This is a genomic window from Limihaloglobus sulfuriphilus (assembly GCF_001999965.1).
In the GTDB taxonomy this organism is placed as follows: domain Bacteria; phylum Planctomycetota; class Phycisphaerae; order Sedimentisphaerales; family Sedimentisphaeraceae; genus Limihaloglobus; species Limihaloglobus sulfuriphilus.
In genome coordinates this window covers 1,273,823-1,298,331 of sequence record NZ_CP019646.1, presented here as the reverse complement: position 1 = coordinate 1,298,331, position 24,509 = coordinate 1,273,823, and the positions used below count along the sequence as shown (strand labels likewise).

At 48.2% G+C, this 24,509-nt stretch carries 22 protein-coding genes and 1 tRNA gene; 11 read left to right on the top strand and 12 right to left on the bottom strand.

Annotation, left to right across the window (positions count from 1 at the left end; all coding sequences use genetic code 11):
• Window positions 1–20: 20 nt before the first annotated feature.
• A complete protein-coding gene (locus tag SMSP2_RS04935; RefSeq protein WP_146682894.1) occupies window positions 21–968 on the bottom strand; it encodes a hypothetical protein in 948 nt (315 codons plus the stop codon).
• A gap of 92 nt (window positions 969–1,060) precedes the next feature.
• The gene (gene nadB, locus SMSP2_RS04930; RefSeq protein WP_146682893.1) at window positions 1,061–2,665 is read right to left on the bottom strand and encodes an L-aspartate oxidase; all 1,605 of its coding nucleotides are present in this window, start codon (window positions 2,663–2,665) and stop codon (window positions 1,061–1,063) included.
• A 250-nt stretch (window positions 2,666–2,915) separates the two neighbouring features.
• Here nadB and ilvD point away from each other — a divergent pair, with 250 nt between their 5' ends.
• The 5 genes from ilvD to mnmA all read left to right on the top strand — a co-directional run bounded on the left by ilvD (window position 2,916) and on the right by mnmA (window position 7,631).
• Entirely contained in the window at window positions 2,916–4,580 is a 1,665-nt protein-coding gene (ilvD, locus tag SMSP2_RS04925; RefSeq protein WP_146682892.1) for a dihydroxy-acid dehydratase, read from the top strand.
• A gap of 55 nt (window positions 4,581–4,635) precedes the next feature.
• The gene (locus SMSP2_RS04920; protein WP_146682891.1) at window positions 4,636–5,115 is read left to right on the top strand and encodes a LeuD/DmdB family oxidoreductase small subunit; all 480 of its coding nucleotides are present in this window, start codon (window positions 4,636–4,638) and stop codon (window positions 5,113–5,115) included.
• Window positions 5,116–5,188: 73 nt separating this feature from the next.
• Complete coding sequence (locus SMSP2_RS04915; RefSeq protein ID WP_146682890.1) at window positions 5,189–5,374, top strand: four helix bundle protein; 186 nt, start codon at window positions 5,189–5,191, stop codon at window positions 5,372–5,374.
• 38 nt (window positions 5,375–5,412) lie between these two features.
• Window positions 5,413–6,498 carry a 3-isopropylmalate dehydrogenase gene (locus tag SMSP2_RS04910; RefSeq protein WP_146682889.1) on the top strand — a complete coding sequence of 362 codons (1,086 nt, stop codon included), beginning with the start codon at window positions 5,413–5,415 and terminating at the stop codon, window positions 6,496–6,498.
• Between the two features lie 23 nt (window positions 6,499–6,521).
• Window positions 6,522–7,631 (top strand): tRNA 2-thiouridine(34) synthase MnmA, encoded by a 1,110-nt coding sequence (mnmA, locus tag SMSP2_RS04905; RefSeq protein WP_146682888.1) that lies wholly within the window; start codon window positions 6,522–6,524, stop codon window positions 7,629–7,631.
• Window positions 7,632–7,848: 217 nt separating this feature from the next.
• On the opposite strand, the gene SMSP2_RS04895 is transcribed toward mnmA, so the two are convergent.
• Complete coding sequence (locus SMSP2_RS04895; protein ID WP_146682887.1) at window positions 7,849–8,631, bottom strand: DUF3738 domain-containing protein; 783 nt, start codon at window positions 8,629–8,631, stop codon at window positions 7,849–7,851.
• A 798-nt stretch (window positions 8,632–9,429) separates the two neighbouring features.
• Here SMSP2_RS04895 and folD point away from each other — a divergent pair.
• From folD to SMSP2_RS04875, 4 genes are read left to right on the top strand one after another with little or no spacing between them, the layout of a single operon-like run.
• Window positions 9,430–10,317 carry a bifunctional methylenetetrahydrofolate dehydrogenase/methenyltetrahydrofolate cyclohydrolase FolD gene (gene folD, locus SMSP2_RS04890; RefSeq protein WP_146682886.1) on the top strand — a complete coding sequence of 296 codons (888 nt, stop codon included), beginning with the start codon at window positions 9,430–9,432 and terminating at the stop codon, window positions 10,315–10,317.
• Window positions 10,318–10,341: 24 nt separating this feature from the next.
• Complete coding sequence (gene trpS / locus SMSP2_RS04885) at window positions 10,342–11,307, top strand: tryptophan--tRNA ligase (RefSeq protein ID WP_146682885.1); 966 nt, start codon at window positions 10,342–10,344, stop codon at window positions 11,305–11,307.
• Window positions 11,308–11,353: 46 nt separating this feature from the next.
• Window positions 11,354–12,178, top strand: a complete 825-nt coding sequence (locus SMSP2_RS04880; RefSeq protein WP_186804875.1) for a segregation and condensation protein A — start codon at window positions 11,354–11,356, stop codon at window positions 12,176–12,178.
• Window positions 12,150–13,232 carry an SO_0444 family Cu/Zn efflux transporter gene (locus SMSP2_RS04875; protein WP_146682883.1) on the top strand — a complete coding sequence of 361 codons (1,083 nt, stop codon included), beginning with the start codon at window positions 12,150–12,152 and terminating at the stop codon, window positions 13,230–13,232. Before SMSP2_RS04880 ends, SMSP2_RS04875 begins: the two co-directional genes overlap by 29 nt.
• A 29-nt stretch (window positions 13,233–13,261) precedes the next feature.
• On the opposite strand, the gene SMSP2_RS04870 is transcribed toward SMSP2_RS04875, so the two are convergent.
• The 9 genes from SMSP2_RS04870 to SMSP2_RS04835 all read right to left on the bottom strand — a co-directional run bounded on the left by SMSP2_RS04870 (window position 13,262) and on the right by SMSP2_RS04835 (window position 20,141).
• The gene (locus tag SMSP2_RS04870; protein WP_146682882.1) at window positions 13,262–13,612 is read right to left on the bottom strand and encodes a nucleotide pyrophosphohydrolase; all 351 of its coding nucleotides are present in this window, start codon (window positions 13,610–13,612) and stop codon (window positions 13,262–13,264) included.
• 60 nt (window positions 13,613–13,672) lie between these two features.
• Entirely contained in the window at window positions 13,673–14,965 is a 1,293-nt protein-coding gene (gene hisS, locus SMSP2_RS04865; protein WP_146682881.1) for a histidine--tRNA ligase, read from the bottom strand.
• Entirely contained in the window at window positions 14,962–15,375 is a 414-nt protein-coding gene (locus tag SMSP2_RS04860) for a YkgJ family cysteine cluster protein (RefSeq protein ID WP_146682880.1), read from the bottom strand. The genes hisS and SMSP2_RS04860 overlap by 4 nt, the downstream gene beginning before the upstream one ends.
• Before the next feature lie 47 nt (window positions 15,376–15,422).
• Window positions 15,423–15,545: a hypothetical protein gene (locus SMSP2_RS15190; protein WP_257787935.1), complete on the bottom strand. Its 123-nt coding sequence runs from the start codon at window positions 15,543–15,545 to the stop codon at window positions 15,423–15,425.
• An 85-nt stretch (window positions 15,546–15,630) separates the two neighbouring features.
• Window positions 15,631–16,389, bottom strand: a complete 759-nt coding sequence (locus tag SMSP2_RS04855; RefSeq protein WP_146682879.1) for a hypothetical protein — start codon at window positions 16,387–16,389, stop codon at window positions 15,631–15,633.
• Window positions 16,390–16,425: 36 nt separating this feature from the next.
• Window positions 16,426–17,427, bottom strand: coding sequence for a ketol-acid reductoisomerase (gene ilvC, locus SMSP2_RS04850; RefSeq protein WP_146682878.1), 1,002 nt, complete (start codon window positions 17,425–17,427; stop codon window positions 16,426–16,428).
• Between the two features lie 21 nt (window positions 17,428–17,448).
• Complete coding sequence (gene ilvN, locus SMSP2_RS04845) at window positions 17,449–17,931, bottom strand: acetolactate synthase small subunit (RefSeq protein ID WP_146682877.1); 483 nt, start codon at window positions 17,929–17,931, stop codon at window positions 17,449–17,451.
• Window positions 17,932–17,946: 15 nt separating this feature from the next.
• Window positions 17,947–19,671 (bottom strand): biosynthetic-type acetolactate synthase large subunit, encoded by a 1,725-nt coding sequence (gene ilvB, locus SMSP2_RS04840; RefSeq protein WP_146682876.1) that lies wholly within the window; start codon window positions 19,669–19,671, stop codon window positions 17,947–17,949.
• Between the two features lie 396 nt (window positions 19,672–20,067).
• A tRNA-His gene (locus SMSP2_RS04835) sits at window positions 20,068–20,141 on the bottom strand.
• 199 nt (window positions 20,142–20,340) lie between these two features.
• On the opposite strand from SMSP2_RS04835, the gene SMSP2_RS04830 reads away from it, so the two are divergent.
• Together SMSP2_RS04830 and SMSP2_RS04825 are read left to right on the top strand one after the other, a co-directional pair.
• Complete coding sequence (locus SMSP2_RS04830; RefSeq protein WP_146682875.1) at window positions 20,341–22,104, top strand: formate--tetrahydrofolate ligase; 1,764 nt, start codon at window positions 20,341–20,343, stop codon at window positions 22,102–22,104.
• A gap of 134 nt (window positions 22,105–22,238) precedes the next feature.
• Window positions 22,239–24,500, top strand: coding sequence for a hypothetical protein (locus SMSP2_RS04825; protein WP_146682874.1), 2,262 nt, complete (start codon window positions 22,239–22,241; stop codon window positions 24,498–24,500).
• The last annotated feature ends 9 nt before the right edge of the window (window positions 24,501–24,509 follow it).

The window sequence follows — 24,509 nt, the reverse complement described above, 5'->3', positions numbered from 1 at the left end:
GTATAATGGGTCATTTATAACTATTTAACCATTTCCAGCTTATAGATGTTGGTGAACCGCATGGTCAGCACATCCGGGCCTTTAGTCTTGTCGCCTGTTCGCGGTTCTTCGGCGGCTACGTATTCTGCAACCAGTGTCTCATCGTATAAAACCGGAACGCCCTCTGTTGTGTCAAAAACCAGGTTCCCGGTGTAGATGTTGGTGTTGTCAAATATGCCTGCCATGAACCCCATGCCCTGGGCAGCGCCGTCAGTATCTTCGCCGTTTTCAGGCTCTTTGTTTGTAACATTGGCAGACATGTTCACGTGAGCGATTTTCTTGTCGCCGTTTTTTACGATTTCGTTAACAGTGTAGACTTTTTCGAAGTTTTTCTGGTCGAGTGAGCCTTTGGGTGAAGCTACTACAGTGCTCCATGCCGCACCTTTTTTGAGCTGGGTCGCTCCCTTGTAGTAGTAGCTCTTGTGTCTGGCGATGATGCTATCGTCGCTGAGAAGCGCCTTGAGCTCGCGTGCAGTACAGGCTTTTCTTGCGTCTGTCGCGTCAACCACGCTGACAGAGCCGTCAGGGGCAACCTCAATCTTGTAGGACTGGCCGACAATTGCCGCAAGAGGTTTGTTTTTGTCCTGGCCGCGGGAATAATCAAAGTCCGTGTTTACGCCGTTTTTGCCCTGGCTGAAATATTTGAGGTCTGTAACGGTGATATCAAGCAGGGTTGCCGCTGTCTCATCAGAGAAGCCAAGCGGAGATTGTGTGTATTCCATTTCCACTACAGTCTTTACTGTATCGGTCTTGGACTTGTCAATAGATGGCTGCTCAAAGATAACCTCTTTGGCGACTTCCTGGGTAACCCTGTAACTCAGATCCTGGCTCTGGTAATCCAGATCCATATATGATTTGCTGCAACCTGATGTTGCTAATAGACTTACTGCAAACAAAACTGTCATTGCACTCAATGCTTTACGGTACATAATGCCTCCGCTAAACTATTTTAAAATATTAATGTTATAAATTTTTCAAAATCAGCTAAACCTGATTCATATACTAAATCTGCTTATAAACATTAAACCATACAGGTTTCTATGTGAAAAGCAAAATCTTCTTTTTTCTCGGGATAATCTCTGCGATAATGGACGCCGCGGCTTTCTTTGCGTTTTTGGGCGGATTCTGCCATAAGCATCGCGACTGTAAGCATGTTCTGGCATTCCCAGCCCTCGTAGTCATCAAAAACCTTGTCCATGACATAACGCTGCCAGAAAAGTATTATTTCCCGGGCTTCCTGCAGTGCCTTTTCGTGGCGTGTTATGCCGATATTTCTCCACATCAGCGCACGCAGCGAGTTTCTTACATCTGCCGTGTCCAGAACAGTTCGCTGTGATACCGGCACATGATAGTTCACTCTGGTGCGTTTTGCTTCAATGCCTGCTGAATCAATGTCCGAGGCTGCGTTTTTCCCCGCTATCTGTCCGAATACGAGACCCTCTACAAGTGAGTTGCTGGCAAGCCTGTTTGCGCCGTGCAGGCCGGTAGCCGCGGCCTCTCCAACCGCGAAAAGGCCCTTAATATTTGTTCTGGCCTGAAGGTCTGTTTTTATGCCGCCGATCATGTAGTGGGCGCTGGGGCGAACTGGTATAAGGTCCTTGCGGACATCAATATCAAAATCTTTGCACAGTTCGTATATATATGGGAAGCGTTTTTGGAAAAAACCTTCTTTAAAATGCCGCACATCGAGATAAACGTGCGTGGAATTAGTTTTGAGCATCTGTGATAGAATTGACTGGCTGACAATGTCTCTGGGCGCCAACTCGCCGGCAGGATTATAATCGGACATGAATCTATCGCCGTTGCAGTCTATAAGTATCGCGCCTTCTCCTCTTAGTGCTTCTGTAATGAGTGCCCTTGATGCGCCGGCAATGTAAAGAGTTGTCGGGTGAAACTGCATCATTTCGAGGTCTGCAAGTACCGCGCCTGCCCTGTATGCCATAGCTAGTCCGTCGGCTGTCGCAACTCTGGGGTTTGTTGTTTCGCGATAAAGTCTTCCTGCTCCGCCGGTTGCGAGAATTGTCGAGCCGCCCCAGATTATCTCTGTGCCAAGTTTGCTGTTATAGCCGATTATGCCCAGACAGTTTTTGTCCTGATCGGTTATAAGGTCTATTGTGAAAAATTCCTCAATTATATTTATGTTCTTTATTCCACGGGCTTTACGTATAAGAGCCTCGGTTATGCCCCTGCCGGTGGAGTCGCCGTGAGAGTGGGCGATACGGGCAAAGGAGTGTCCGCCTTCCAGCGTCGCGGCGAATTTGTCGCCGACCATGTCGAATTCTGTTCCCCAGTCTTTGAGCTCGTGAACCAGTTTTGGCCCATTTTGCACGACCAGCCGGACTGTCTCATTGTTACATAAGCCGCATCCGGTGCGGATTGTATCTTCGTAATGCGACTCGAGACTGTCGTCTTTGTCAAGGACTGATGCGATACCGCCCTGCGCGAGCCAGCTGTTGCTTTTTTCAAGGGTATCCTTGCAGACAAGGGTAACACTGCACTTTTCAGATGCTTCTATTGCCGCTCTAAGTCCCGATACGCCGGCACCTACTACCAGCACGTCTGTGAAAAACTGCTGTGTCGATACTGTGTCAATGTTTGTCAGATATCGTCTTATTTCAGGCTGCATAATTTTCTGCTGTAATATAGTTATATTTCGGGGCTTTCCAGCGATAAAACCGCTTGAGCCATAATCTCAAAATCATAATTATATCACATAGATAAGTTTATGCAAAATATGATTTAATATATTTAAGCACGCGGCAGAAAAACAAACGCTCAAAACAAAAAACATCGCACACATTAGCCGTTGCAAATGACTGATTTAACGGTATAATTTGGATTTTGTTAATTTTTATTTATGTATTGGAGATATAAACATGAACAGTGATATGATTAAGAGCGGCTTCCAAAAGGCTCCTCACAGAGGGCTTCTTTCGGCTTGCGGTATAGATAAAAGCCAGATCGATAAGCCGTTTATTGCGGTAGCGAACAGTTTTTGCGAGATAGTTCCCGGCCATGCCCATCTAAACAAGGTGGCAGAGGTCGTCAAGCAGGCGATACGTGACGCCGGCGGTGTGCCGTTTGAGTTCAATACAATCGCCGTTTGCGACGGTATAGCCATGGGGCATACCGGTATGAAGTATTCCCTTGCTTCAAGGGAGATTATCGCAGATTCGGTTGAAACGATGTGCAGGGCGCATTGCTTTGACGGTATGGTATGTATTCCTAACTGCGACAAGGTCGTTCCCGGGATGCTTATGGGGGCGATGCGGGTTAATATCCCGACAGTATTTGTCTCGGGCGGCCCGATGATGGCGGGCAAGAGCAAAGACGGCAAGGATGTTGACCTGATAAGCATATTTGAAGGCGTTGCAGAGTTCAACGCCGGCAAGATAGACCAGGAAAAACTTGATGAGCTCGAATGCACGGGCTGCCCGACTGTCGGCAGCTGTTCGGGTATGTTCACCGCCAATTCGATGAACTGTCTGTGTGAGGCGATCGGAATAGCACTGCCTGGCAACGGCACAATACCGGCAGTTGACCCGAAACGCCAGGATCTATACAAAAGAGCCGGAGCCCAGATACTCAAACTCGTTGAAATGGACCTGAAACCTCTGGATATCCTCAACTCAAAGAACATAGACAATGCCTTTGTTCTGGATATGGCGATGGGCGGCTCAACAAATACCGTTCTGCACGCACTTGCCGTTGCCAACGAGGCGGGAATCGAATACAATCTCAACAATATAAACGAGATAAGCCAGAAATGCCCGAATATCTGCAAGGTTTCGCCTTCGAGCCACTGGCACATGCAGGATGTGAATGAAGCCGGCGGCATCAGCGCTATCCTCAAAGAAATCAGCAAGACAGAACTGCTCGATATGTCGCGGCCGACGGTTACCGGCAAGAGCCTCGGAGAAAATATCGCCGATGCCCAGATAAAAAACACCGAGTGCATCCACACGCTTGAGAACGCCTACACAAAGACCGGCGGTTTGAGTATTCTCCGCGGCAATCTCGCACCTGACGGCTGCGTTGTTAAGACAGCCGGCGTTTCCAAGTCTATGCTCACACACAGCGGGCCTGCGGTTATCTTCGAGAGCCAGGAAGAAGCCTGCGACGGCATCCTGGCGGGCAAGGTCAAGGCCGGCGATGTGGTTGTTATACGCTATGAAGGCCCCAAGGGCGGACCGGGAATGCAGGAAATGCTAAGCCCGACCAGCTATATCATGGGTGCCGGTCTCGGTGACAGCGTGGCACTGATCACCGACGGGCGTTTCAGCGGCGGCACACGCGGCGCATGTATAGGGCATGTCAGCCCCGAGGCAGCGGTCGGCGGACCGATCGGCCTTGTAAAAGAAGGCGACATCATAGACATAGATATCCTCGCCAACAGGATCGAGGTTAAGCTCAGCGAAGCAGAATTCGCCGAGCGTAAAAAGAACTGGAAAAAGCCCGAGCCGAGGATAAAGGACGGATATCTTGCCAAATATGCCGCGATGGCAACAAGTGCCGATACCGGAGCGGTTCTCAGGTGGTAACCCGCCCTGATTTTCGGAATCGAACAGAAAAATTTTATATAAAGGACAAAACAATATGGCAATAGCACATGTTTATCAGCGTGATAATGTAAATACCGATGAGATAATTCCCGCAAGGTATTTAAATACTGACAATGTTGAAGAGCTCGCATCGCACTGCATGGAAGACCTTGATCCTGATTTCATGAAAAAGGCAAAAGCCGGCGATGTCGTGGTCTGCGGCGAGGATTTCGGCTGCGGCTCCAGCCGCGAACACGCGGTCTGGGCGATACAGGGGGCGAAGCTCTCGGCGGTTATCGCAAATTCATTTGCACGGATTTTCTACCGCAACTGCATCGACTGCGGCTTCTATCCAATAGAGCTTCCCGATGCCAACAAGGTGATAAATGACGGCGATGATATCGATATTGATTTCAAAGCCGGCATAATAAAGAGCAATACGCAGGACAAAGAAATAGAGTTCAAGCCGCTGCCTGATTTCGCCCTGAAGATTATAGAAGACGGCGGGCTCTTGGATCACATAGCGAAGAAATGATAGAAATTAGAATACAGAATACAGAATACAGAATTCAGAATATAGAATATAGAATTTAGAATGCAGGATTTAGATGCGTGAGCCGGCAAAAACATTTCAGGAACTGATCGTCTGGCAAAAAGCTCATGGATTTGTTATTGAGGTTTATAAAGCGACCGAGACATATCCTAAGGCTGAATTATTTGCCCTGACACAGCAGTCCGAAGAAATCGCAAAACTGATTTCATCGTATCATAAGGCTCTGGCCGCAAACTCCTGAATTCTAACAATTTTATTACAAACTGGAGAATATCCCACATGAACACATACAAAATAGCAGTAATCCCCGGCGACGGAACCGGGCCGGAAGTAACAGCCGAGGCGGTAAAGGTACTTAACGCGGCAGAGGATAAGTTCGGCTTCAAGTTCGAAAAGACAGAATATGACCTGGGCGGCACCCGCTACCTGAAAACCGGCGAGACGCTCTCAGACGAGACACTCGAAGAGCTTCGCGGTTACGATTCGATCCTGCTCGGCGCGATCGGGCATCCGGATATTAAACCGGGGATCCTCGAAAAGGGAGTGCTTCTAAAGGCGCGCTTCGGTCTCGATCAGTATATAAACCTGCGTCCGGTGAAACTGTTCCCCGGAGTTGAGACACCGATTAAGGGCAAAGGCCCCAAAGAGATTGATTATGTTGTAGTCCGTGAGAATACCGGCGGGGTTTATACCGGCGTCGGCGGAAACTCGCAGATGGGTACAGCCAATGAGGTAGCCGTTCAGAGCAATGTATATACGCGTTTTCAGGTAGAACGCTGTCTGCGGTTTGCGTTTGATTATGCCCGCAAATACGGCAAAAAGGCCCGCGGCGCGGGTGAGGATAACACCCTGACCCTTGTCGGCAAGACAAACGTGCTGACCTATGTCTGGGGCCTGTGGGAACGTGCTTTCAACGAAATCGGCGATGCGGAATATCCGGATATTAAACGTGCGTACTGCCATGTTGACGCGGCGTGCATTTACATGATTCAATGCCCCGAGATGTTTGATATTGTAGTAACCGGCAACATGTTCGGCGATATTATAACAGACCTGGGAGCAATCACGCAGGGCGGTCTCGGCATCGCGGCCGGCGGCAATATCAACCCCGAGGGCGTGAGCATGTTCGAGCCGATCGGCGGGACAGCGCCTTCGTTTACAGGGCTTAACCAGATCAACCCGTTGGCGGCGATTCTTTCTGGAGCGATGATGATTCAGACACTCGGAGAGACAGAGGCGGCAGAGGCGATTGAAAATGCGGTACGCTGGGCAACGGCTAACAAGCTCAAGAGCATGGCCGCGGCGCAGATGGGCTACTCAACCACCGAGGTCGGCGACATGGTGGCTGAGAGAATTAAGAATTAAGAATGTAGAATTAGGAATTAAGAATGCAGGGCCGCGGTATGATGCGTGCCCTGCTTATTTTTTTCAAACCTATGGATATTCCCAGAGACATAGAACCGTCCACCTCGAGTGTGCTGGTCGCCATGAGCGGCGGTGTGGACAGCTCTGTCGCGGCGGCTCTGCTGCAAAAGCAGGGGTTTGCCGTCTCGGGGATTTACATGATCACCCATGACGATTTTGAACAGGACCTATCCGATGCCCGCCGGGTCGCGGCTGCCCTGGGCATTGAGCTGGAGGCGGTTGATCTTCGCAGCACATTTGCCGAGACGGTGATACGGTATTTCGTAGAGGAATACAAAAACGCCCGCACTCCAAATCCATGTGTCTATTGCAACAGGCATATCAAATTCGGCAAACTCATAGAACTTGCCCGCCAAAGGGGGGCTGATGCCTTTGCTACAGGGCATTATATTCGCCTCAGACACACAGACAGCGGCAGCGAGGTTTTGACCGCAAAGAATACTGCTAAAGATCAGTCTTATATTCTTTGTATGGTGGAACCGGAAAATTTACAAAGAGTTATTTTTCCCGTCGGGCAGTTCACAAAGGACAGAGTCAGGGATATGGCTCGCGAGCTTAAACTGCCGATACACGACAAGGCGGATTCACAGGAAATATGTTTTGTGCCCGATGATGATTATCCGGCGATGCTGGAGAAGCTCTGCCCGGAATTAAAAAAAGAGGGGCTTATCGTTGATACTGACGGGGCGGCTCTTGGAAGGCATGAGGGTATTTATAAATATACTATCGGCCAGAGAAGGGGGCTCGGAATCGCGCTTGGAGAGCCGGCGTATGTAGTCAGGCTTGAGCCGCATTCTAATAAGGTCGTCCTGGGCTCAAAAGAGGATTTGATGCAGAAGGTCGCAACGGTGCGGGATTTTAACTGGCTGCTGGTGCCGCCGGCGGAGGAATTCAGGGCGTTTGTCAAGATACGATACAACCATCGCGGCCAGTGGGCGGATATCATCGTAGAGGACAAGGATGTACTGGTACGTTTTGAACAGCCCGCCTCAGCAGTTACCCCCGGCCAGGCCTGCGCGGTTTACCTCCCCGAAGAAAACGCTTTCAAACTCCTCGGCGGCGGCTGGCTGTAGAAAAAATATCTGTGACATTTTTTTCTGGAGTGCGGCGGCAAGTGTCAGCGCGACACTGCTTTGAAAGAGGGCTCAGCCAGGCACAGATTGCAGAACTTTTTGACACCTCTGTCCCTGATATAAGTATGCATACATATAACATCTTAAATGAAGGTGGCTTAGATGGGAATTCAGTTGTTAAGTATTTCTTAACAACTGCCGATCACGAAATGCAATGTTATTTTTCCCATGCCGGATATATAAGATATTCGGTATCAACATGTTTAAATTTCATAGAAGGAAGACAACCCTGTATTTGATCTATGTATATTGCTTCGACAGTTCTTTCTTCTCTGGTTATATCAAATCCCAACCCCGATAAGCTATCTATCAGTGAGACACCCTTCTTCTTATCAGTAACAAGTTCAAAATCGTAAGCTCCTGTAAGGCATGTTTCATCTACAATAATACAATGGAGATGTTGTTCCAGCCAAAACGTAAAATCCGAAAGTGTATAATTTGTGAACTGATAGTGAGCCGGTTCGTATGGTTTGAATAAATCTAAATAAGTATCAAGATGATAAAAATGTTTACACATCTCAACTGGATGCATTCTAAAACTGGGGCGTTGGTCAGCAACAGTAGAAACCGTGAATTCTTCAGCCAAGCTATCTTTTTTTGAAATAACATAAACCGGTATCACTCGAATATCTTTTGTTATTGAAAGACAAAATGACTCTTCAAAAGCACCTGTTATTTTGTACGGATCAGTTTCAACATGAATGTCAAATTCAGGTGATAATTCAACAGATGAAATAATCCGATAGGTTCGATTCATGTTTTGTATCACATCTGGTATCGTAACCCCTTTATATCGCTTCATGCGTGAATATAAAACATGACTGTGGTTGGATCGTTTTATTGAAATGTTTGATGTTTTGGAAAGTTCTTTTGCACAACCGCTTGCAAAAAGTATTGGAAACATAAATAGTGATAGTAGTAAAATCCGAACGCTCATCATATCGTATTATCCTGTTAATGTTCTTTCATAAAAATGACTATTACAACCACTGTTGCATTATATTATTCCCGGTATGAATTATCAATATTAATCTCTTTTTTGCAAGCATCTTGCTTGCATTTGTTAGTTTTTGCGAGACAGATTTCACCGATTGTCTATATGAAATTATTGCCGGGCTCAGCAGACAACAGCGAAATTCAAACTATCATAATTTTCATAATAAGCTGCGCGGGTATCAGTGGCGATCATTGCAACTCAAAAGAAACGAAACGGGGTTAAGTCTCTTTGTTTTGTAAATAATTGTGATCTAATGACTTAAGATGGTGAATCTCATGTGTTATTCGGATTCTGATCGCAGATACGAATTTACCTATCAAACAGACCAAAAGCCGCACGCACTACAAAATAAATTTCACAACGGCCGGCGGTGCGGTGGAGGGCGGGATGCCATTTATACACATAGGGCGTTGCCCCATGCTATGATATTTCGCACCTTTGGTGCAGTTGCGAGACACATCGTTTGATGAATAAAAATGCGTTTAAAATTGGCGGGCAGATGAACATAATCGTCTGGAGCAAATTCGTGAATTTGCTCTACAATGTTGTCGCACGCAGTTCAAATCCTTGTATAACAAAAAATATGCCGCGAGAAAATTATCACCACAAGGGTATGTCGCAGACTTTATGCTAAACACCGGCAAATAAGTCTGGAAACCGCGGGCTTATTCAGTTATTATTAAGCCTTTGAAAATATATAATAATACACAATGATGTTTAAGTTAGACAGGAGTATTGAATATGACAGCTAAAGTTATCAGCGGCAAAGAGATAGCCCATCAGATACGTGAAGAGCTCAAGGCCGAGGTTGCCCAGCTTTCAAAAAAGGGCATCGTCCCGGGTCTGGGCGTGGTCCTTGTGGGTGAGGATCCGGCGTCTATTTCTTATGTAACCGCCAAAGAGCGGGCTTGTGAGGATATCGGCATATTCTCGGACGATAACCGTCTGCCGGCGGATACCAGCGAAGAAGAGCTGCTCGCGCTTGTTGATAAGATGAACAAGGACACTAAGATAAACGGCATACTGGTTCAGCTTCCTCTGCCGGACCACATAGATGAAGCGCGTGTTCTGCTGGCGATTGATCCTGCCAAGGACGTTGACGGCTTCCACCCGATGAATGTGGGCAAGATGGTGGTCGGCGAGAAGGCGTTTCTGCCGTGCACCCCTCACGGCGTGATCCAGATGATAAAACGTGCCGGCGTAGAGCTCAGCGGCGCTGAAGTTGTCATCGTAGGCCGCAGCAATATTGTAGGTAAACCTCTTGCAAACCTGTTGATACAGAAATCTGACAAGGGTAATGCGACAGTGACTGTCTGCCACACACGTACAAAGGATATAGCCGCACATACCAGAAATGCCGACATTGTCATTGCCGCGGTAGGCAGACCCAATACAATAACGGCGGATATGGTCAAAGAAGGTGCTTGCGTCATTGATGTAGGCGTAAACCGTGTTGCTGACGCGACTAAGAAAAAAGGCTTCAGGCTTGTCGGCGATGTTGATTTTGAAGCAGTCAGCGAAAAGGCCGCATGCATAACCCCCGTCCCCGGCGGTGTCGGGCCGATGACGATAACAATGCTGCTTTACAATACAGTGGAATCAGCCAAAATGGCAAACGGAATTATATAGCAAAGAAAGTAACGGAGATATAAATTGAGGATATTATCAGGGATACAGCCGTCAGGAAAACTTCATATCGGTAACTACTTCGGGGCAATGCGCCAGCATCTCGCGATGCAGCATGATAATGAGGCATATTATTTTATCGCTGAATATCACGCCTTAACCAGCAATCCCGACCCTGAAAAGCTGCATGAAAATGTGTTCGGTGTCGCCGCGGACTATCTGGCTTTGGGGCTTGAGCCTGAAAAGACAGTATTCTGGCGCCAGTCGGATGTGCCGGAGGTTGTCGAGCTTGAATGGATATTGTCCTGCATCACTCCGGTAGGGCTCATGCAGAGGTGTGTAAGCTATAAGGACAAGGTAGCACAAGGGTTATCGCCGAATCACGGCTTGTTTTCCTATCCCCTGCTGCAGGTTGCAGATATTCTGGCCTTTGACAGTGAGCTTGTTCCGGTAGGAGCCGACCAGAAGCAGCATATCGAGATAACACGCGATATAGCAATGCGTTTCAATAATATCTATGGTGAGACGTTTGTTATTCCCAAGGATCATATCGTCGAGTCGGTAGCGGTGGTGCCTGGGACTGACGGGCGAAAAATGAGCAAAAGCTACGACAATACGATACAGATATTCGAGCCGGAAAAGCAGATGCGCAAAAAGGTTATGCGGATACAGACAGACTCGACTCCGGTAGAAGAGCCAAAAGACCCTGATAAATGCAACGTGTTTGCCCTGCTCAAACTTTTTGCTGATGAATCCGAGCTTGCCGACTGGGATTCCAGATACCGCAGCGGCGGGATGGGCTACGGCGATGCCAAGAAGCGTCTTGCCGAGCTTATGGTAGAATACTTCCGGCCGTACAGGCAGCGGCGTGAGGAGCTGGCGGCGGACCATGATTACCTTCGCAAGGTTTTGAAGGACGGCGCCGAACGGGCTCGCGCGCAGGCCCGTAAAACTCTGGAACGGGCGCGTCTTGCGGTAGGGCTTCGCCCGTAAAAAACAGCGGTTTAGAGACCGCTTTATACAAAAGAAACGAGAAAAATTGTCAGACTACAAAATACAGCTGGATAACCTGTTTGCCGGTCCGCTTGACCTGCTGCTCTACCTCGTAAGAAAAGAAGAGGTCGATGTCTATGATATTCCAATATCAAAGATAACCCAAGAGTACCTTAAGTATATGGAGATGCTCAGCGGGCTTGACATAGAGCTGGCAGGAGAGTTTCTGACGATGGCGGCTACGCTGATGGAAATTAAGTCGGCAATGCTTCTGCCCAGGACATCTTTGATGGGCGACGAGGATGGCGAGGGGGATGATATAGACCCGCGGAGCGAGCTGATAAAGCAGCTTCTCGAATACAAGAAATTCCGTGACGCCGCCAACCTGCTTGACAGCAGACAGGCCGACCAGCAGGAGAAGTATCCCCGCCCTGACAGCATTCTCTCAAACATCAAGAATGACCAGGAGCCGGAGCTTGATATGGATGATGTCAGTATCTGGCTGCTGCTTGAGACTTTCGACAACCTTATGAGGTCAATAGGCCGGTATCAGGACTACAGCGAGATACAGGATGATACGCCGATTGATTACTATCAGGTTGATATTTTGCATCGGCTGCAAAAACTCGGGCCCATGACGTTTGAACATATTTTCCAGGATCACAGCAGCCGCTCCGCCATGATAGGCTTATTCCTTGCTCTTTTGGAGCTTGTACGGGATCGTCTGGTATGGACCGAACAATCTGACGATTCTAAAGTAATATACCTAAAGGCTTTGACGGATAAGCCTGCTTATGATGCTGTTCACAGCGTAATGTTAGCTGTTGAAGAGGAAAATAACAATGAACAAAGTTTTAACGATAATCAGTGAATTCTGGGACATACTGGCGGAAATGTCGCCGTATCTGCTTCTGGGATTCGCGATAGCCGGTTTTTTGTCGGTGGTACTTTCCACAGAGTTTGTACGCCGGCATCTTGGCGGCAATAACATCTGGAGCGTTATCAAGGCGTCTCTTTTCGGTGTTCCTCTGCCGCTGTGTTCGTGCGGGATACTGCCGGTTACTGCGTCTTTGCGTAAACAGGGAGCGGGTAAGGGTGCATGTGTATCGTTTATCATATCTACGCCCCAGACCGGCGTTGACAGTGTTGCAATCACATATTCACTGCTTGGCCCGTTTTATGCAATTATACGGCCTGTAACTGCGTTCCTGTCCGGAATCGCCGGCGGGGCGGTAATGCTGTTTTTTGACAAAAGTAAGAGCAAAAGCCGCCCTGAAGTGCAATCAGAGCCTGAGAGTGATACAGCTCAAGACTGCTGCAGCGGTAATGAGGATAGCGGCTGCTGCGATACTAAAGCGGAGAATAAAACCCCCGGCAGGTTTATAAAGGCGTTGAAATACGGCTTTCTGGATCTGCCCGCAGATGTTGCAGGAGCTATGATTGTCGGGTTGATAATCGCCGCTCTGGTGTCTGTTTTTGTTCCGGAAACGCTGTTTGCCGATAAGATCAGCAACCGTTTTGTTCAGATGCTTGTGATGATGGTTATGGGCATCCCCATGTACGTCTGCTCTGCGGCATCGGTACCGGTCGCGGCAGCCTTGATACTCAAGGGTGTCAGCCCTGGTGCGGCGCTGGTTTTTCTGATGACCGGACCGGCGACGAACGCCGCGGCATTGACGACAATATACCATTCACTGGGCAGAACGGCTATGCTTGTATATCTTGGAACTGTAGCTGTCTGTTCACTGTTATTTGGGGTGATTCTCGATTTTCTGGCATTTAACATGTCGATAGATGTCGTCGATCACGGAATGGCAATGCCCAGCAAATGGCTTATGAATTTATCGGCTGTTATCCTTCTGGCAGTCCTTATAAACGGTTTTATCAAAGACAAAAATCTTTTCTGGTATAAAGCCGCTGAGTAAGGCCGGTTAGTTTTCAGTGCCGTCGGGTTTCAGAGTTCGGTGTATTTCTTGTTGGAACCTTTTGACTTTTCGACAGGATATTTCTCCGCGTTGTGTTTGATCTTATCTGCCGCCGCCTCAAAGAGGTCGATATTCAGCTCATGGCAGAGGTAAATCAAAAACAGCAGGATATCAGAGAGCTCGTGTTCAATCTGTTTCTTTGTTTTCGCAGATGGGCTGCGTGATTCATCAGGCGTTTTCCAAAGAAAATTTTCCAGCAGTTCCGCGGCTTCTATCGTAAGTCCCTCGGCGAGGTCTTTTGGTGTGTGAAACTGCTGCCAGTCTCGCTCGTTTCGAAATTCCAGTGCCAGTTTTTTTATGGTATCGTAATCATGCTTCATGCCGGAGCCTTAGAATTTAACCGCTGAGTTAATTATATCAGCTTTGTTTAACCGGTGTTTCTATGCCTTTGTCTCGGTGTCGATAATATCACTTAGAATTTTATCTTCCTGATCACCTGTTTTCATGTTCTTTAGGCCAACCATGCCATGTTCGAGATATTCCTGTCCGAGGATTATGCAGTACTTTGCTCCAAGGCCGGCAGCCTGTTTCATTTGTTTGCCCATCTTAGCCGGTTTATAGGTCATCTCCGCAGAGAAGCCTTTACTTCGAAGCGCGGCAGTCGTTGAAATCGCGGTGCTCATAAGCTCGCTGTCGAGGCAGACGATGTAATAATCCAGCTCGCCGGTCATATTATCGTCTATCAATCCTTTCTCCCGCAGAAGTATCTCGAGTACGCAGTCGCCCATACCCATTCCCGTTGCGGGAACTTCCGGGCCGCCGAAATCCTTTAACAGATTATCAAAACGCCCGCCGCCGCAAACCGCTCTAAGCTCGCCGCCTCGATCGTGTATTTCAAACACAGGCCCTGTATAATAGGCAAGGCCTCTGACGATACTGATATCAAATTGGCAGAAATCCGATATGCCCATCGCATCAAGCATCTCAAAGAGCCGTTTGAGCTCGTCAACAGCGGATTTTGCCGCATCTGTAAGCTCTATAGTCTCATAGAGCTCTTTGATTGTTTTAATGTTCATAAGTTCAGTTACTTTGGCCTCAAGCGGCTTGTCGGCAAGAGTCTTATCGAGCATCTCTGCAAATGCCTCGTCACTGATCTTGGCTCGCTTGTCCAGCACGGCGTAAAGGGGGGTGTGCTTTTCCGGCGGTACCCCCAGACTCTCAAAAATATCAGCAAGCATCTTTCTTGATGAGATTTTGGCAACAATATCAGCGGCTGTCAGACCTGCAGACCGCAGGTAGTCAACCGCGCAGAATATGACTTCCGCATCTGCTATAATGTCTTCAACGCCGATTATATCTATATTCCATTGGAAAAATTCCCGAAGCCTTCCCTTTTGCGGCCGCTCCGCACGGCAGACTCTGGGCACGGAAAACCACTTTATCGGCCGCGGCAGTGCGTTTATTTTCTGATTTACCATGCGGGCAAGCGTGGGGGTTATCTCGGGCCTGATGGCCAGATTCCTGCCGCCGCGGTCTTCGAGAGAGAAGAGCTGTTCAGCTATTTCGTCGCCGCTCTTTTGCTGATACATCGCCAGATATTCAAATATCGGGCCGTCATATTCCTGGAAACCGCATCTCAGGGACGCAGATTTCCAGCCGTCAGTTATCCAGTTGCGCAGACGCATTTGTTCGGGATAGAAATCACGCGTGCCTTTTACCGGTTTTATCTTCATTTGCTTTTCTTCCTTGCGGCTTTTTTCCTGCCTGAGGGAGTGAGGTTGTTGTCAAACTTAATCTTTATGTATTCTTCCATTTGAGTATCATCGGTGAAATGAAGCTCATAATCGTACTCGTCTGTGTCCCGTTCGCAGCCTTTTGCCTTGTGCCGGCGGCATATATCGGGTCGTTTGGGGTATATAAGGCATTTGTACGTCTCGGGGCAAAGGTGCCTGCAGGCGTTCTTTATGGAGATATACCAGTCGCCGTCTTCCACGAAAACGCTTATATTCTCATGGCAGAGGTACCAGCGTATATCATCGAAATCCTTGCGTGTCTCCGGGGTTTCAATCGGCAGAGCTATATATCTGCAGCAGATGCCCGTGCAATTGTCGCATAAACTTTTTGTCTGTTTGTGTTTTGCCATTATTGTATCCTAAAGTTACTTTCGGCAAAGATTATAACTCCAGGGATTTAATAGTCAAGTGCAGCGGCAGCGATATCAGTAATAACTGTCTCGCTTATACAGCTGCCCGCGGCTTCTACCGGGACAGGACTGGCAGTAAGACTCTTGAGGAAATTTCCTCTGTTTATCATGACAATACCTCAAGAAATATATCAAGAAATAAAAAAAGGGCACCGCTTAGCAGTGCCCTTGACTTATCAAAACTTGAACCGGCTGTTATTGTCCGGTAATATACTGTTTTGCGGTCGTCTTAACCGAAACTGTCATTTCAGCCAGTCCGTTTTCAGTCAACGCTATCTTAACGTTGCCGGGTCCGATAACAGCATGATCGAAATCCATGCCGTCTTCAGATGTCAAACTCTCAGCCTTGACAGGGCTGGCAGTTATCTGCTGGAAAACCTGCGAGAATGTCTGTCTCAGCGCCAGCCTGGCATTGTTTAGAGCCTGACCGTCCTGAACTATTTTGTCAAGATTATCAAGAAGGTCATCGTACATTTCCGCCAGAACAGCGGTATTGTATTCAGATACTGAACCGTAGCTGCTTTGCGGCGGGAATTCGTTAATGCTCTGGAAGTCAACCCTGACATTTTCACCTGACTGGAGAATAACAGATTTCCAGCCGGGCGCGTCCTGGTCAATCACAACAGCGCATTTAGACTCAACAGTAGAGGCATCGTCTTCAAACTCAACCATGTTCATCCATACTGAAGCACCGTTGTCGTATTCGCCCCATGAGCATACAACATCTTCGCTCTTGCTGAGATGTTCGCCGAGTTCTTCATTAAGGATCATCTCCATAACCTCATCGGCGTAAGTGGGCTCAACTGTTGCCTGGTCGGTTGCCCTCTGGGGCAGAACGATCGCATCATAACGATCCATGATTTTTTTACTGGCCGGAGCCGACTTTTTAGGTGCATTGTAGCAGCCTGCAAGAGCTACGGACAAAACTGTAATAATTAATGTTAACTTTTTCAATTGTAGTCTCCTTGAACAATCTTGAATTAGCCTTTATTAAACTTCTTTGGCATCAATCCATTTCATCATTTTACGAAGCTTACGGCCTACAACCTCGAGCTGACAGTCGTGGTCGGCTTTGTACAAGGCGTTGAAGTTTTTGAGACCGCTCTTGTACTCTTCGATCCATTCTTTTGCGAATGTGCCGTCCTGTATCTCAGAGAGAATCTCTTTCATCTTTGCCTTTGTCTGGTCAGTGATGATTTTGGAGCCTGTAATCAGATCGCCCCATTCCGCTGTATTGGAAACGCTGTATCTCATGTAGTTGATGCCGCCCTGATACATCAGGTCAACGATAAGTTTTACTTCGTGCATACACTCAAAATACGCGATTTCCGGCTGGTAACCGGCCTCTGTTAGTGTCTCAAAACCGGCCTTTATAAGGGCAGTAAGACCGCCGCACAGGACAACCTGTTCGCCGAAGAGGTCTGTTTCAGTTTCTTCTTTGTATGTTGTCTCAATGATGCCGGCACGCGCGCCGCCGATACCGTTCGCCCACGCAAGGGCGATATCTTTAGCCGTTCCCGATGCGTCCTGCTCAACAGCTACCAGACACGGAACGCCGCCGCCTTTTACGTATTCACTGCGTACGAGGTGGCCGGGGCCCTTGGGGGCTATCATTACCACGTTGGTATTTTCCGGTGCAACGATGTATTTGAAGTGAATGTTGAAACCGTGGCAGAAACCAAGGGTCTGGCCTGGTTTGAGGTTCGGTTTGATCTGTGATTCAAATACTGTTGCCTGAACTTCGTCGGGCAGGGTGATAATTATCAGCTCTGCGCTTTCAATAGCTGAGGGGATAGCAGATGGTGAGAATCCATGCTCCTGAGCCAGTTTGTAGTTGTCCGTGCCTTCCAGCTCAGCAATCGATACTTCGATGCCGCTGTCACGCAGGTTCTGACTGTGTGCATGTCCCTGGCTTCCGTAGCCTATTACTGCAACCTTTTTTCCCATAAGGGGTTGTATTGGTGCACCATCTTCGTAAATAACATTTGCCATTTTTAATTAAGCTCCTGAATATTAAGTTTTAGAAAATCTCGGCATTGCTACCGTGCCCGTGCGAACTACACTTTTGATCCCGTATGGCTTACAGGCGTCCATAAAGGCCTCAATTTTTGCTTCCGGGCCGGAAATCTCTACCATAACATATTTTGCGCTTACGTCAACAACCTTACCGCGGAAAATATTTATTAAAGCAAGTATTTCTGATCTTTTATCCTGCGGCGTGTTGATGCTTATAAGCATAAGATCGCGTGTTACCACGCTTCTGTCAACATAATCCTGTACTTTTACGACAGATATAATTTTTGCCAGCTGTTTGCGAACCTGTTCTACAACCCGGTTGTCGCCGACAACAACAATGGTCATTCGACTCAGCTCGGGGTTGTCAGTTCTTCCAACGGCAAGTGAATCGATATTAAAAGCCCTGGCGGCGAACATGCCGGCAACGTGTGCCAGAACGCCGGGTTTATTCTGAACTAATGCGCTTATTACGTGTTTCATTGTTATATCCTCCGGTTAAGCAAGTCTCTCAAGAATGTCAATTCCGTCCATTTCGTGCAGTGATTTTCCGCTTGGAACCATTGGCCAGACGTTTTCTTCCGGTTCAATGTGGAAATCAACAACGCACGGGCCTTCGCTGGCGAGCATCTTGCTTACCGTTTCTTGCAGATTGTCTTTGCTCTCACATGTAAGTCCTGTTGCCCCCATGGCCTGGGCAAGTTTTCCGAAATCGGGGTTTACCAGTGAGCTTTGTGAGTATCGTTTTCCGTAGAAAAGCTCCTGCCACTGGCGTACCATGCCCATATATCCATTGTTGAGCAGGACAACCTTTACCGGCAGTTTATACATAACTGCTGTTGATAGCTCTGTTAATGTCATATTGAAACTGCTGTCACCGTCAAAGTCAATTACCGTCCTGTCAGGGCAGGCTGCCTGAGCGCCGATAGCCGCGGGCAGTCCAAAGCCCATTGTTCCAAGGCCTCCGGAGGTGATAAACTGACGCGGCCTTGAATATTTAAAGAACTGCGCCGCCCACATCTGGTGCTGCCCTACACCGGTAGTGACAATAGCATCGCCTTTGGTCTGGTTATAAACTTCCTCAATCACCATTTGCGGCTTGAGAAGACCGTTCTGCTTGTCATAGGTCAGCGGGTAGCGTTTTTTCAGCTCTGCTATCCTGGCAAACCAGTCTTTTCTTTCTTTATGCTCGCACAGTGCGGCCAGCTCGGGGAGAATCTGAATTGCATCGCCCACGACGGGGATATCTACCTTTACATTTTTAGATATGCTTGCAGGATCAATGTCAATATGAAGTATCTTCGCGTTTGGGCAGAAAGTTTTCAATGAACCCGTAACACGGTCATCGAACCTTGCTCCAATCGAAATCAGCAGGTCGGATTCCTGAACGGCGAAATTTGCATACGCTGCGCCGTGCATTCCCAGCATATCAAGCGAGAGCGGTTTTTTCTGGTCAAAAGCGCCCAGCCCCATCAGCGTCATAGTCACCGGAACGTTTGCCTTCTCCGCCAGCTCGGAAAGCTGTTTTGAGGCGTTAGCGGAAATTATTCCGCCGCCAACGTACAAGACAGGCCTTTGCGAGCTGTTGATTGCCTGTGCGGCAGTTTTTATCTGCTTGGCATGTCCTGTCAGACGGGGCTTGTAGCCCGGCATGTCAATCACGCCCGGCTCAGTCCACTCAATGGAAGATACCGCAACGTCAACGGGGATATCTACCAGAACCGGACCCTTGCGGCCGGTGTTGGCGATATGGAATGCTTCGCGGAGTGTCGAAGCCAGCTCGCTTACATCTCTTACGATGACGTTATGTTTTGTGATAGGGCGGGTTATGCCGGTTGTGTCAACTTCCTGGAAGGCGTCGTTGCCTATGAGGTCGCTGCGTACCTGGCCGGTGATAGCAACCAGCGGCACAGAGTCCATATTAGCAGTTGCCAGGCCGGTGGTCAGATTTGTAGCACCGGGTCCGGATGTTGCGATTACAACTCCGGTTTTGCCTGTAGCGCGTGCATAGGCATCTGCCATGTGGCAGCCGCCTTGTTCGTGTCGGGGGATGATGAAATTGAACTTGGCGTCATAAATCTTGTCAAACAAGGGAAGTACAACACCGCCAAGGTAGCCGAAAACGGTTTCGACACCCTGTTCCTGCAGGATGTCAACGATGATTTGCGCACCTGTCTTTATGCAGGTACCTTTTCCGGCTGACTGGGTTTCAGTCTTGCTCATTTTTTTTACCTTTCCTGATAAACTAAATATAAGTTAATCCAGACTTTACAGTCCTTCGCCGTGTCAGGCAAATAACGGCTTAACAATTGAAGCCGGTCTCCGCGAAGACACATATATACTGTAAGTCCGTATCCACAAACTGTGGTACTGTGTATCAGGCTCTTGCCTATATACAGTTTGAATTATGATGTATTCGAGCGAAAAGTCAACAGTTTTCGAAGTTTTATTTGTGCGGGCTGTGTGAATTCAGGGTACGCGGCGGCGGCAAGCTAACTGATGGGGGGGTGACAATTACCGGGGTCGGTGTATGAATTTAAGTTTTGGCGTTCTAAGCCTCCCCGCGATCTCTGCGCGCATGTTCCGGTAAATTTGATTTCACTGGAACAAGAAAGAAAGGGTGAAAGACGGGATTCGAACCCGCGACCCCCAGAGCCACAATCTGGTGCTCTAGCCAACTGAGCTACTCTCACCACAAGAGGGCAATATTCTATAATCAGTATTGGTTGTGTCAAGAACATTAGCCTCAATATTGCAACTTTTTTACTGATATATCCGTTTTACTTGTTTTTTATTCTTGAAAAAGTGATTGGTTGTGTTAGTATTTGCAAAGCTCCATTAACATAAATTGTTTTATTTTAAATGTTAAGAAAACATACAAGGAGAGGCATTATGCATTTAGATCCTCTTAAGATGCAGGACTGGCAGATCGCTGAGGCGGCAGAAGAGAACATGCTTTCAGTGAGCCGGCTTGCCGAAAAACTGGGGCTCGAAGATGAAGAGATCATCCCAATGGGCAAAAATCTGGCGCGGGTGGATTATCAGAAGACTTACAAACGAGTCCAGAGTAATCCGCAGGCTCATTATATTGATGTAACCGCCATTACGCCGACACCTCTGGGTGAGGGCAAGACCACTACCACTATCGGGCTTATCGATGGGCTTGCTAAAATCAATAAGAAGGTTACAGGTGCGATTCGCCAGCCATCCGGCGGGCCGACATTCAATATCAAGGGTTCTGCCGCCGGCGGCGGGCTTGCCCAGTGCATTCCGTTAACCCCTTTTTCGCTTGGACTTACCGGCGATATTGACAAGATAACCAACGCTCACAATCTCGCCATGGTAGCTTTGACCGCGAGAATGCAGCACGAGAGAAATTATGATGATCAGCGGCTGGCAAAGAGTAATCTTAAACGAATTGATATTGACCCCGAAAGTGTTCAGCTCAAATGGGTTATGGACTTCTGCGCACAGTCTTTGCGAAACATTATAATCGGCCGCGGCGGCCACATGGACGGCTATGAGATGGAATCAGGCTTCGCTATCACTGTCTCGAGTGAAATTATGGCGATCCTGGCAGTTGCCACGAGCCTTGAAGATCTCCGCCGGCGTATCGGCAAGATTGTCGTTGCCTATGACAAGAAAGGCAAGGAGGTTACAACAGAGGATCTCGAGGTTGCCGGCGCAATGACAGCATGGATGGTTGAGGCTCTTAACCCTACGCTGATGCAGACGATAGAGGGCAACCCCGTCTTTGTTCATGCAGGGCCGTTCGCCAATATAGCAATCGGTCAGAGCTCTGTGCTTGCGGATAAGCTCGCCGCAAAACTCGGCGATTATCACGTAACCGAGAGCGGTTTCGGTGCTGACATCGGTTTCGAGAAGTTCTGGAATCTCAAATGCCGCTATTCCGGCCTAAAACCATCAGCGGTTGTGATTGTAGCGACGATCCGTGCTCTCAAGATGCATGGCGGCGGGCCGGCAGTTAAACCGGGTATGGCTTTGGCACAGGAATACAAAGAGGAAAATGTTGAGCTGGTTGAAAAGGGCTGCGAGAACCTTAAGGCCCATATAGAGACTGTACTAAAGAGCGGCGTCCAGCCGGTTGTCTGCATAAACAGTTTCTATACAGATACTGACAATGAGATCGCGGCGGTAAAACGTATTGCCGAAGAGGCCGGCGCAATTGCCGCGGTATCACGGCACTGGCTTGAAGGCGGTAAGGGAGCTGTTGAGCTTGCCGAAGCTGTGGTCGAGGCCTGTAAAAAGAAGAACGAATTCAGGTTCCTGTATGAGCTTGATTCGCCGATAAAGGAGCGTATAGAGACAATAGCTCGCGAGGTTTACGGTGCTGACGGTGTGGATTTTGAACCGGAGGCGGTCAAGAATCTTGAGGCTCTGGAAAATGATCCGGATGCTCAGAAGATGGGTGTCTGCATGGTCAAGACGCATCTGAGTATATCGCACGACCCAGACCTTAAAGGCAGACCTCGCGGTTTTCGTCTGCCGATACGGGGAATTCTCGTGTACAAAGGCGCCGGGTTTATTGTTCCGTTGGCCGGCACGATAAAACTGATGCCCGGAACGGCCTCCGATCCTGCGTTCAGGCGCATCGATGTTGATGTAAAAACAGGCAAGGTTACCGGTTTGTTCTGATTATTTATGCCTTTGGTGTTCATTTTGTTTGATTTCGCCTGAATAGTGTTGAAAAAAAAACAAACCGGCGTAATATGTTTTACGTAGGTAAGATAGAATTTTAGGTTTTTACTGTTTTTGCGGTTTTTTTCAGAATGAGTAAATCTTTTTTTGCATTATTTTTTGTTTTATTCGCAAGCCTTTTTGCATCAGCGCAAAACGGTGCGGAGAAACTTTCTACAGAGCAGTTAGAGATAACCAAAGCGGCGCTTGTTACAGGCAGTGAGCTGGAGCTTCGCAAGCTCGCGGCAAAACAGCTTTTGCAGTGCGTAGATAAATCCGCTTCGGATTTTCTGGTTGAGACACTTACAGCGGAGAATAACCTGCTTGCAAAAAGGGCGGTATGCCTGGCAATCTCCGAAACCCGCAACATCAGTGAGAAGATCACTTACCGCGAGAATCTGGCACCAGCCATGGTTGGGCTTCTTAAAACCCAGAGCAGGGAGCTTTTGGAGTCCTGTTCCAGGGCGATGGTGGTTTTTGATTACGCGGAAGTTCGCGGGCTCCTGATGGATATGATAAAGAATCAGGACCTCGAAATGCAGGTAAGGCTGAATGTCTTTGGCGTTTTGAGCAGGTTTGTCTCAGAACGTGCGGCCCTTGAAGATTTGTATGATCTGAGCAGATCTGAAACTCCTGAGATTTCGCAGGGGGCTACCGAGACTTTGGAAAAATGGGTTCCCTCTGACGAAAATGAAGATCTTTTCTGGGAAAACGTAATAGAAGAGCTTGGCAGCAAATCTCCCGATGAAGTTATCAGGGATCTGATGCAAAAACGCCAGAAGCGGATTGCCACACTTCAAGAGTCTCTTTTAAGGCTCACAGATGAGCACCTTGGTGTTATTGAAGATCTGTACCGCCTCCAGCCGGCTGAAGCCCGGGAGAAAACGATAATTTCCAGTCTAAACAGCAGAGTTGCACAGGTACGGCTCTGGGCGATTCGAAAGGTTGGCGAATGGAAAAGCAGCCAACAGCTGCCCGAAAGTTTTGCTGAGCCTCTGCTTGCGATAATCAGTGACACTGATACCACCGTCAGGCGTGAAGCCGCCCGACTGATGCTTTTGATGAGTGATCTTCGTCCTCAGCAGCAGTTAGTGGCTGCAATGGAAAAAGAAAACCGCCGTGATGTGTTTTTACTCCAGTACGAGGCTCTTGTTCAGGCGTGCTACTATGATTTCCTTTCGCCGCGAACAAATGGAGAGCCCGGTCAGGCCGTTGACAGGGCGGTTGAGTTTACTATTGAGCTGCTTAAATCAGAAAACGCTTTAGATACTGCTGCCGGAATCCGAGGCTCGGGCAGAATATTTTCGATACCGTCAAAAAATGCGAATATGCTTGTTGAAGGGTTGAATCTGATTAAGGAGAAATACGAACAGTTTTCCAGTCAGGAGCCTGTTGATATTGAGTTGTCTCTAAGGGTTCTTGATGCAATGGTTCAGTTGTGCAATTCCGCTTCGATAAATCGGGATAATTCTTCTGAAATATTCAGGCCGCTCTTTTTACGGGCTTTAGAATCAGGTCCCGTTCAAATCCGTGTCAAAGGCCTTGAAGGACTTGCTTCGGTCAATCTGGCTTCCGCGGTAGAGAATATAAGTGAGAGCAAATTATATCTCAGCCAGGAACCTGCCCTGGTACAGTCTGCCGCTGCTGTTGCAATGGACGGCGCCGCTATTACAGATGTAGGCTGGCTTATAGAGGCTTCATCTGTAAACGAAGAATTCTACGAAGTTCTTGTGAAGCTCTTCAGAAGCGGGGAAGCTGCCAGGATAGCAGAGTTCTGCAAAACAGTAATCGAAAGTGATTTGAAAGCCGAACACAAAACAGGTCTGCTTGAGATAGCCGAGAGTAAGGCTCCAATCCAGACAGACGTTCGTGTAATGCTTGTACGTTATTGTCTTAAGCAGAATGATTTTGCCCGCGCGATCAAATATCTTGAAAAGTTTGCGGCCGCCGGTGCCTGGCCAAATCACGAAGAGCTGCTTCTTGAAATAATGAATGCTGCCGCCGCGGCAGGGGACGCAGACAGCATTGCCGCTGCCGCAAAGGTTTTAGTAGATGCGGGCGATACGGCTGATAAGGGTGGTCTTGTGAAACCGCTTGACGAGTATTTCAGCAATCCGGAAGTAAAATCGGCCGCGAAACATGATCTTCTAAAGCGGCTTAGTGAGATAGACCCGGAAAAGACCAGGGCTGACTGGAATAAACGTCTGGGTGATTGGCGTTCTAAACTGGTTAATCCTCAGGAGCAGGAAAAGGCTCAACAGCCTGAGCCGGCAAAAGAGGAGGCTGAAAAACCGTCCGAGGCGGCAAAAGAGCAGCCTAATCAGCCGGCTGAGCCGGCAAAAGCCGAAGGCTGATCAGAAGGC

Bases quoted from the DNA above. Each gene is read 5' to 3' on its own strand.
- ilvN (WP_146682877.1), bottom strand. From the start codon at position 17,931: ATGAAACACGTAATAAGCGCATTAGTTCAGAATAAACCCGGCGTTCTG.
- SMSP2_RS04830 (WP_146682875.1), top strand. From the start codon at position 20,341: ATGCATTTAGATCCTCTTAAGATGCAGGACTGGCAGATCGCTGAGGCG.
- SMSP2_RS04825 (WP_146682874.1), top strand. From the start codon at position 22,239: ATGAGTAAATCTTTTTTTGCATTATTTTTTGTTTTATTCGCAAGCCTT.
- SMSP2_RS04910 (WP_146682889.1), top strand. From the start codon at position 5,413: ATGAACACATACAAAATAGCAGTAATCCCCGGCGACGGAACCGGGCCG.
- mnmA (WP_146682888.1), top strand. From the start codon at position 6,522: ATGCAGGGCCGCGGTATGATGCGTGCCCTGCTTATTTTTTTCAAACCT.
- SMSP2_RS04870 (WP_146682882.1), bottom strand. From the start codon at position 13,612: ATGAAGCATGATTACGATACCATAAAAAAACTGGCACTGGAATTTCGA.
- ilvD (WP_146682892.1), top strand. From the start codon at position 2,916: ATGAACAGTGATATGATTAAGAGCGGCTTCCAAAAGGCTCCTCACAGA.
- SMSP2_RS04860 (WP_146682880.1), bottom strand. From the start codon at position 15,375: ATGGCAAAACACAAACAGACAAAAAGTTTATGCGACAATTGCACGGGC.
- hisS (WP_146682881.1), bottom strand. From the start codon at position 14,965: ATGAAGATAAAACCGGTAAAAGGCACGCGTGATTTCTATCCCGAACAA.
- ilvC (WP_146682878.1), bottom strand. From the start codon at position 17,427: ATGGCAAATGTTATTTACGAAGATGGTGCACCAATACAACCCCTTATG.
- SMSP2_RS04920 (WP_146682891.1), top strand. From the start codon at position 4,636: ATGGCAATAGCACATGTTTATCAGCGTGATAATGTAAATACCGATGAG.
- SMSP2_RS04895 (WP_146682887.1), bottom strand. From the start codon at position 8,631: ATGATGAGCGTTCGGATTTTACTACTATCACTATTTATGTTTCCAATA.
- nadB (WP_146682893.1), bottom strand. From the start codon at position 2,665: ATGCAGCCTGAAATAAGACGATATCTGACAAACATTGACACAGTATCG.
- SMSP2_RS04915 (WP_146682890.1), top strand. From the start codon at position 5,189: ATGCGTGAGCCGGCAAAAACATTTCAGGAACTGATCGTCTGGCAAAAA.
- SMSP2_RS04875 (WP_146682883.1), top strand. From the start codon at position 12,150: ATGAACAAAGTTTTAACGATAATCAGTGAATTCTGGGACATACTGGCG.
- folD (WP_146682886.1), top strand. From the start codon at position 9,430: ATGACAGCTAAAGTTATCAGCGGCAAAGAGATAGCCCATCAGATACGT.
- SMSP2_RS15190 (WP_257787935.1), bottom strand. From the start codon at position 15,545: ATGATAAACAGAGGAAATTTCCTCAAGAGTCTTACTGCCAGTCCTGTC.
- SMSP2_RS04935 (WP_146682894.1), bottom strand. From the start codon at position 968: ATGTACCGTAAAGCATTGAGTGCAATGACAGTTTTGTTTGCAGTAAGT.
- ilvB (WP_146682876.1), bottom strand. From the start codon at position 19,671: ATGAGCAAGACTGAAACCCAGTCAGCCGGAAAAGGTACCTGCATAAAG.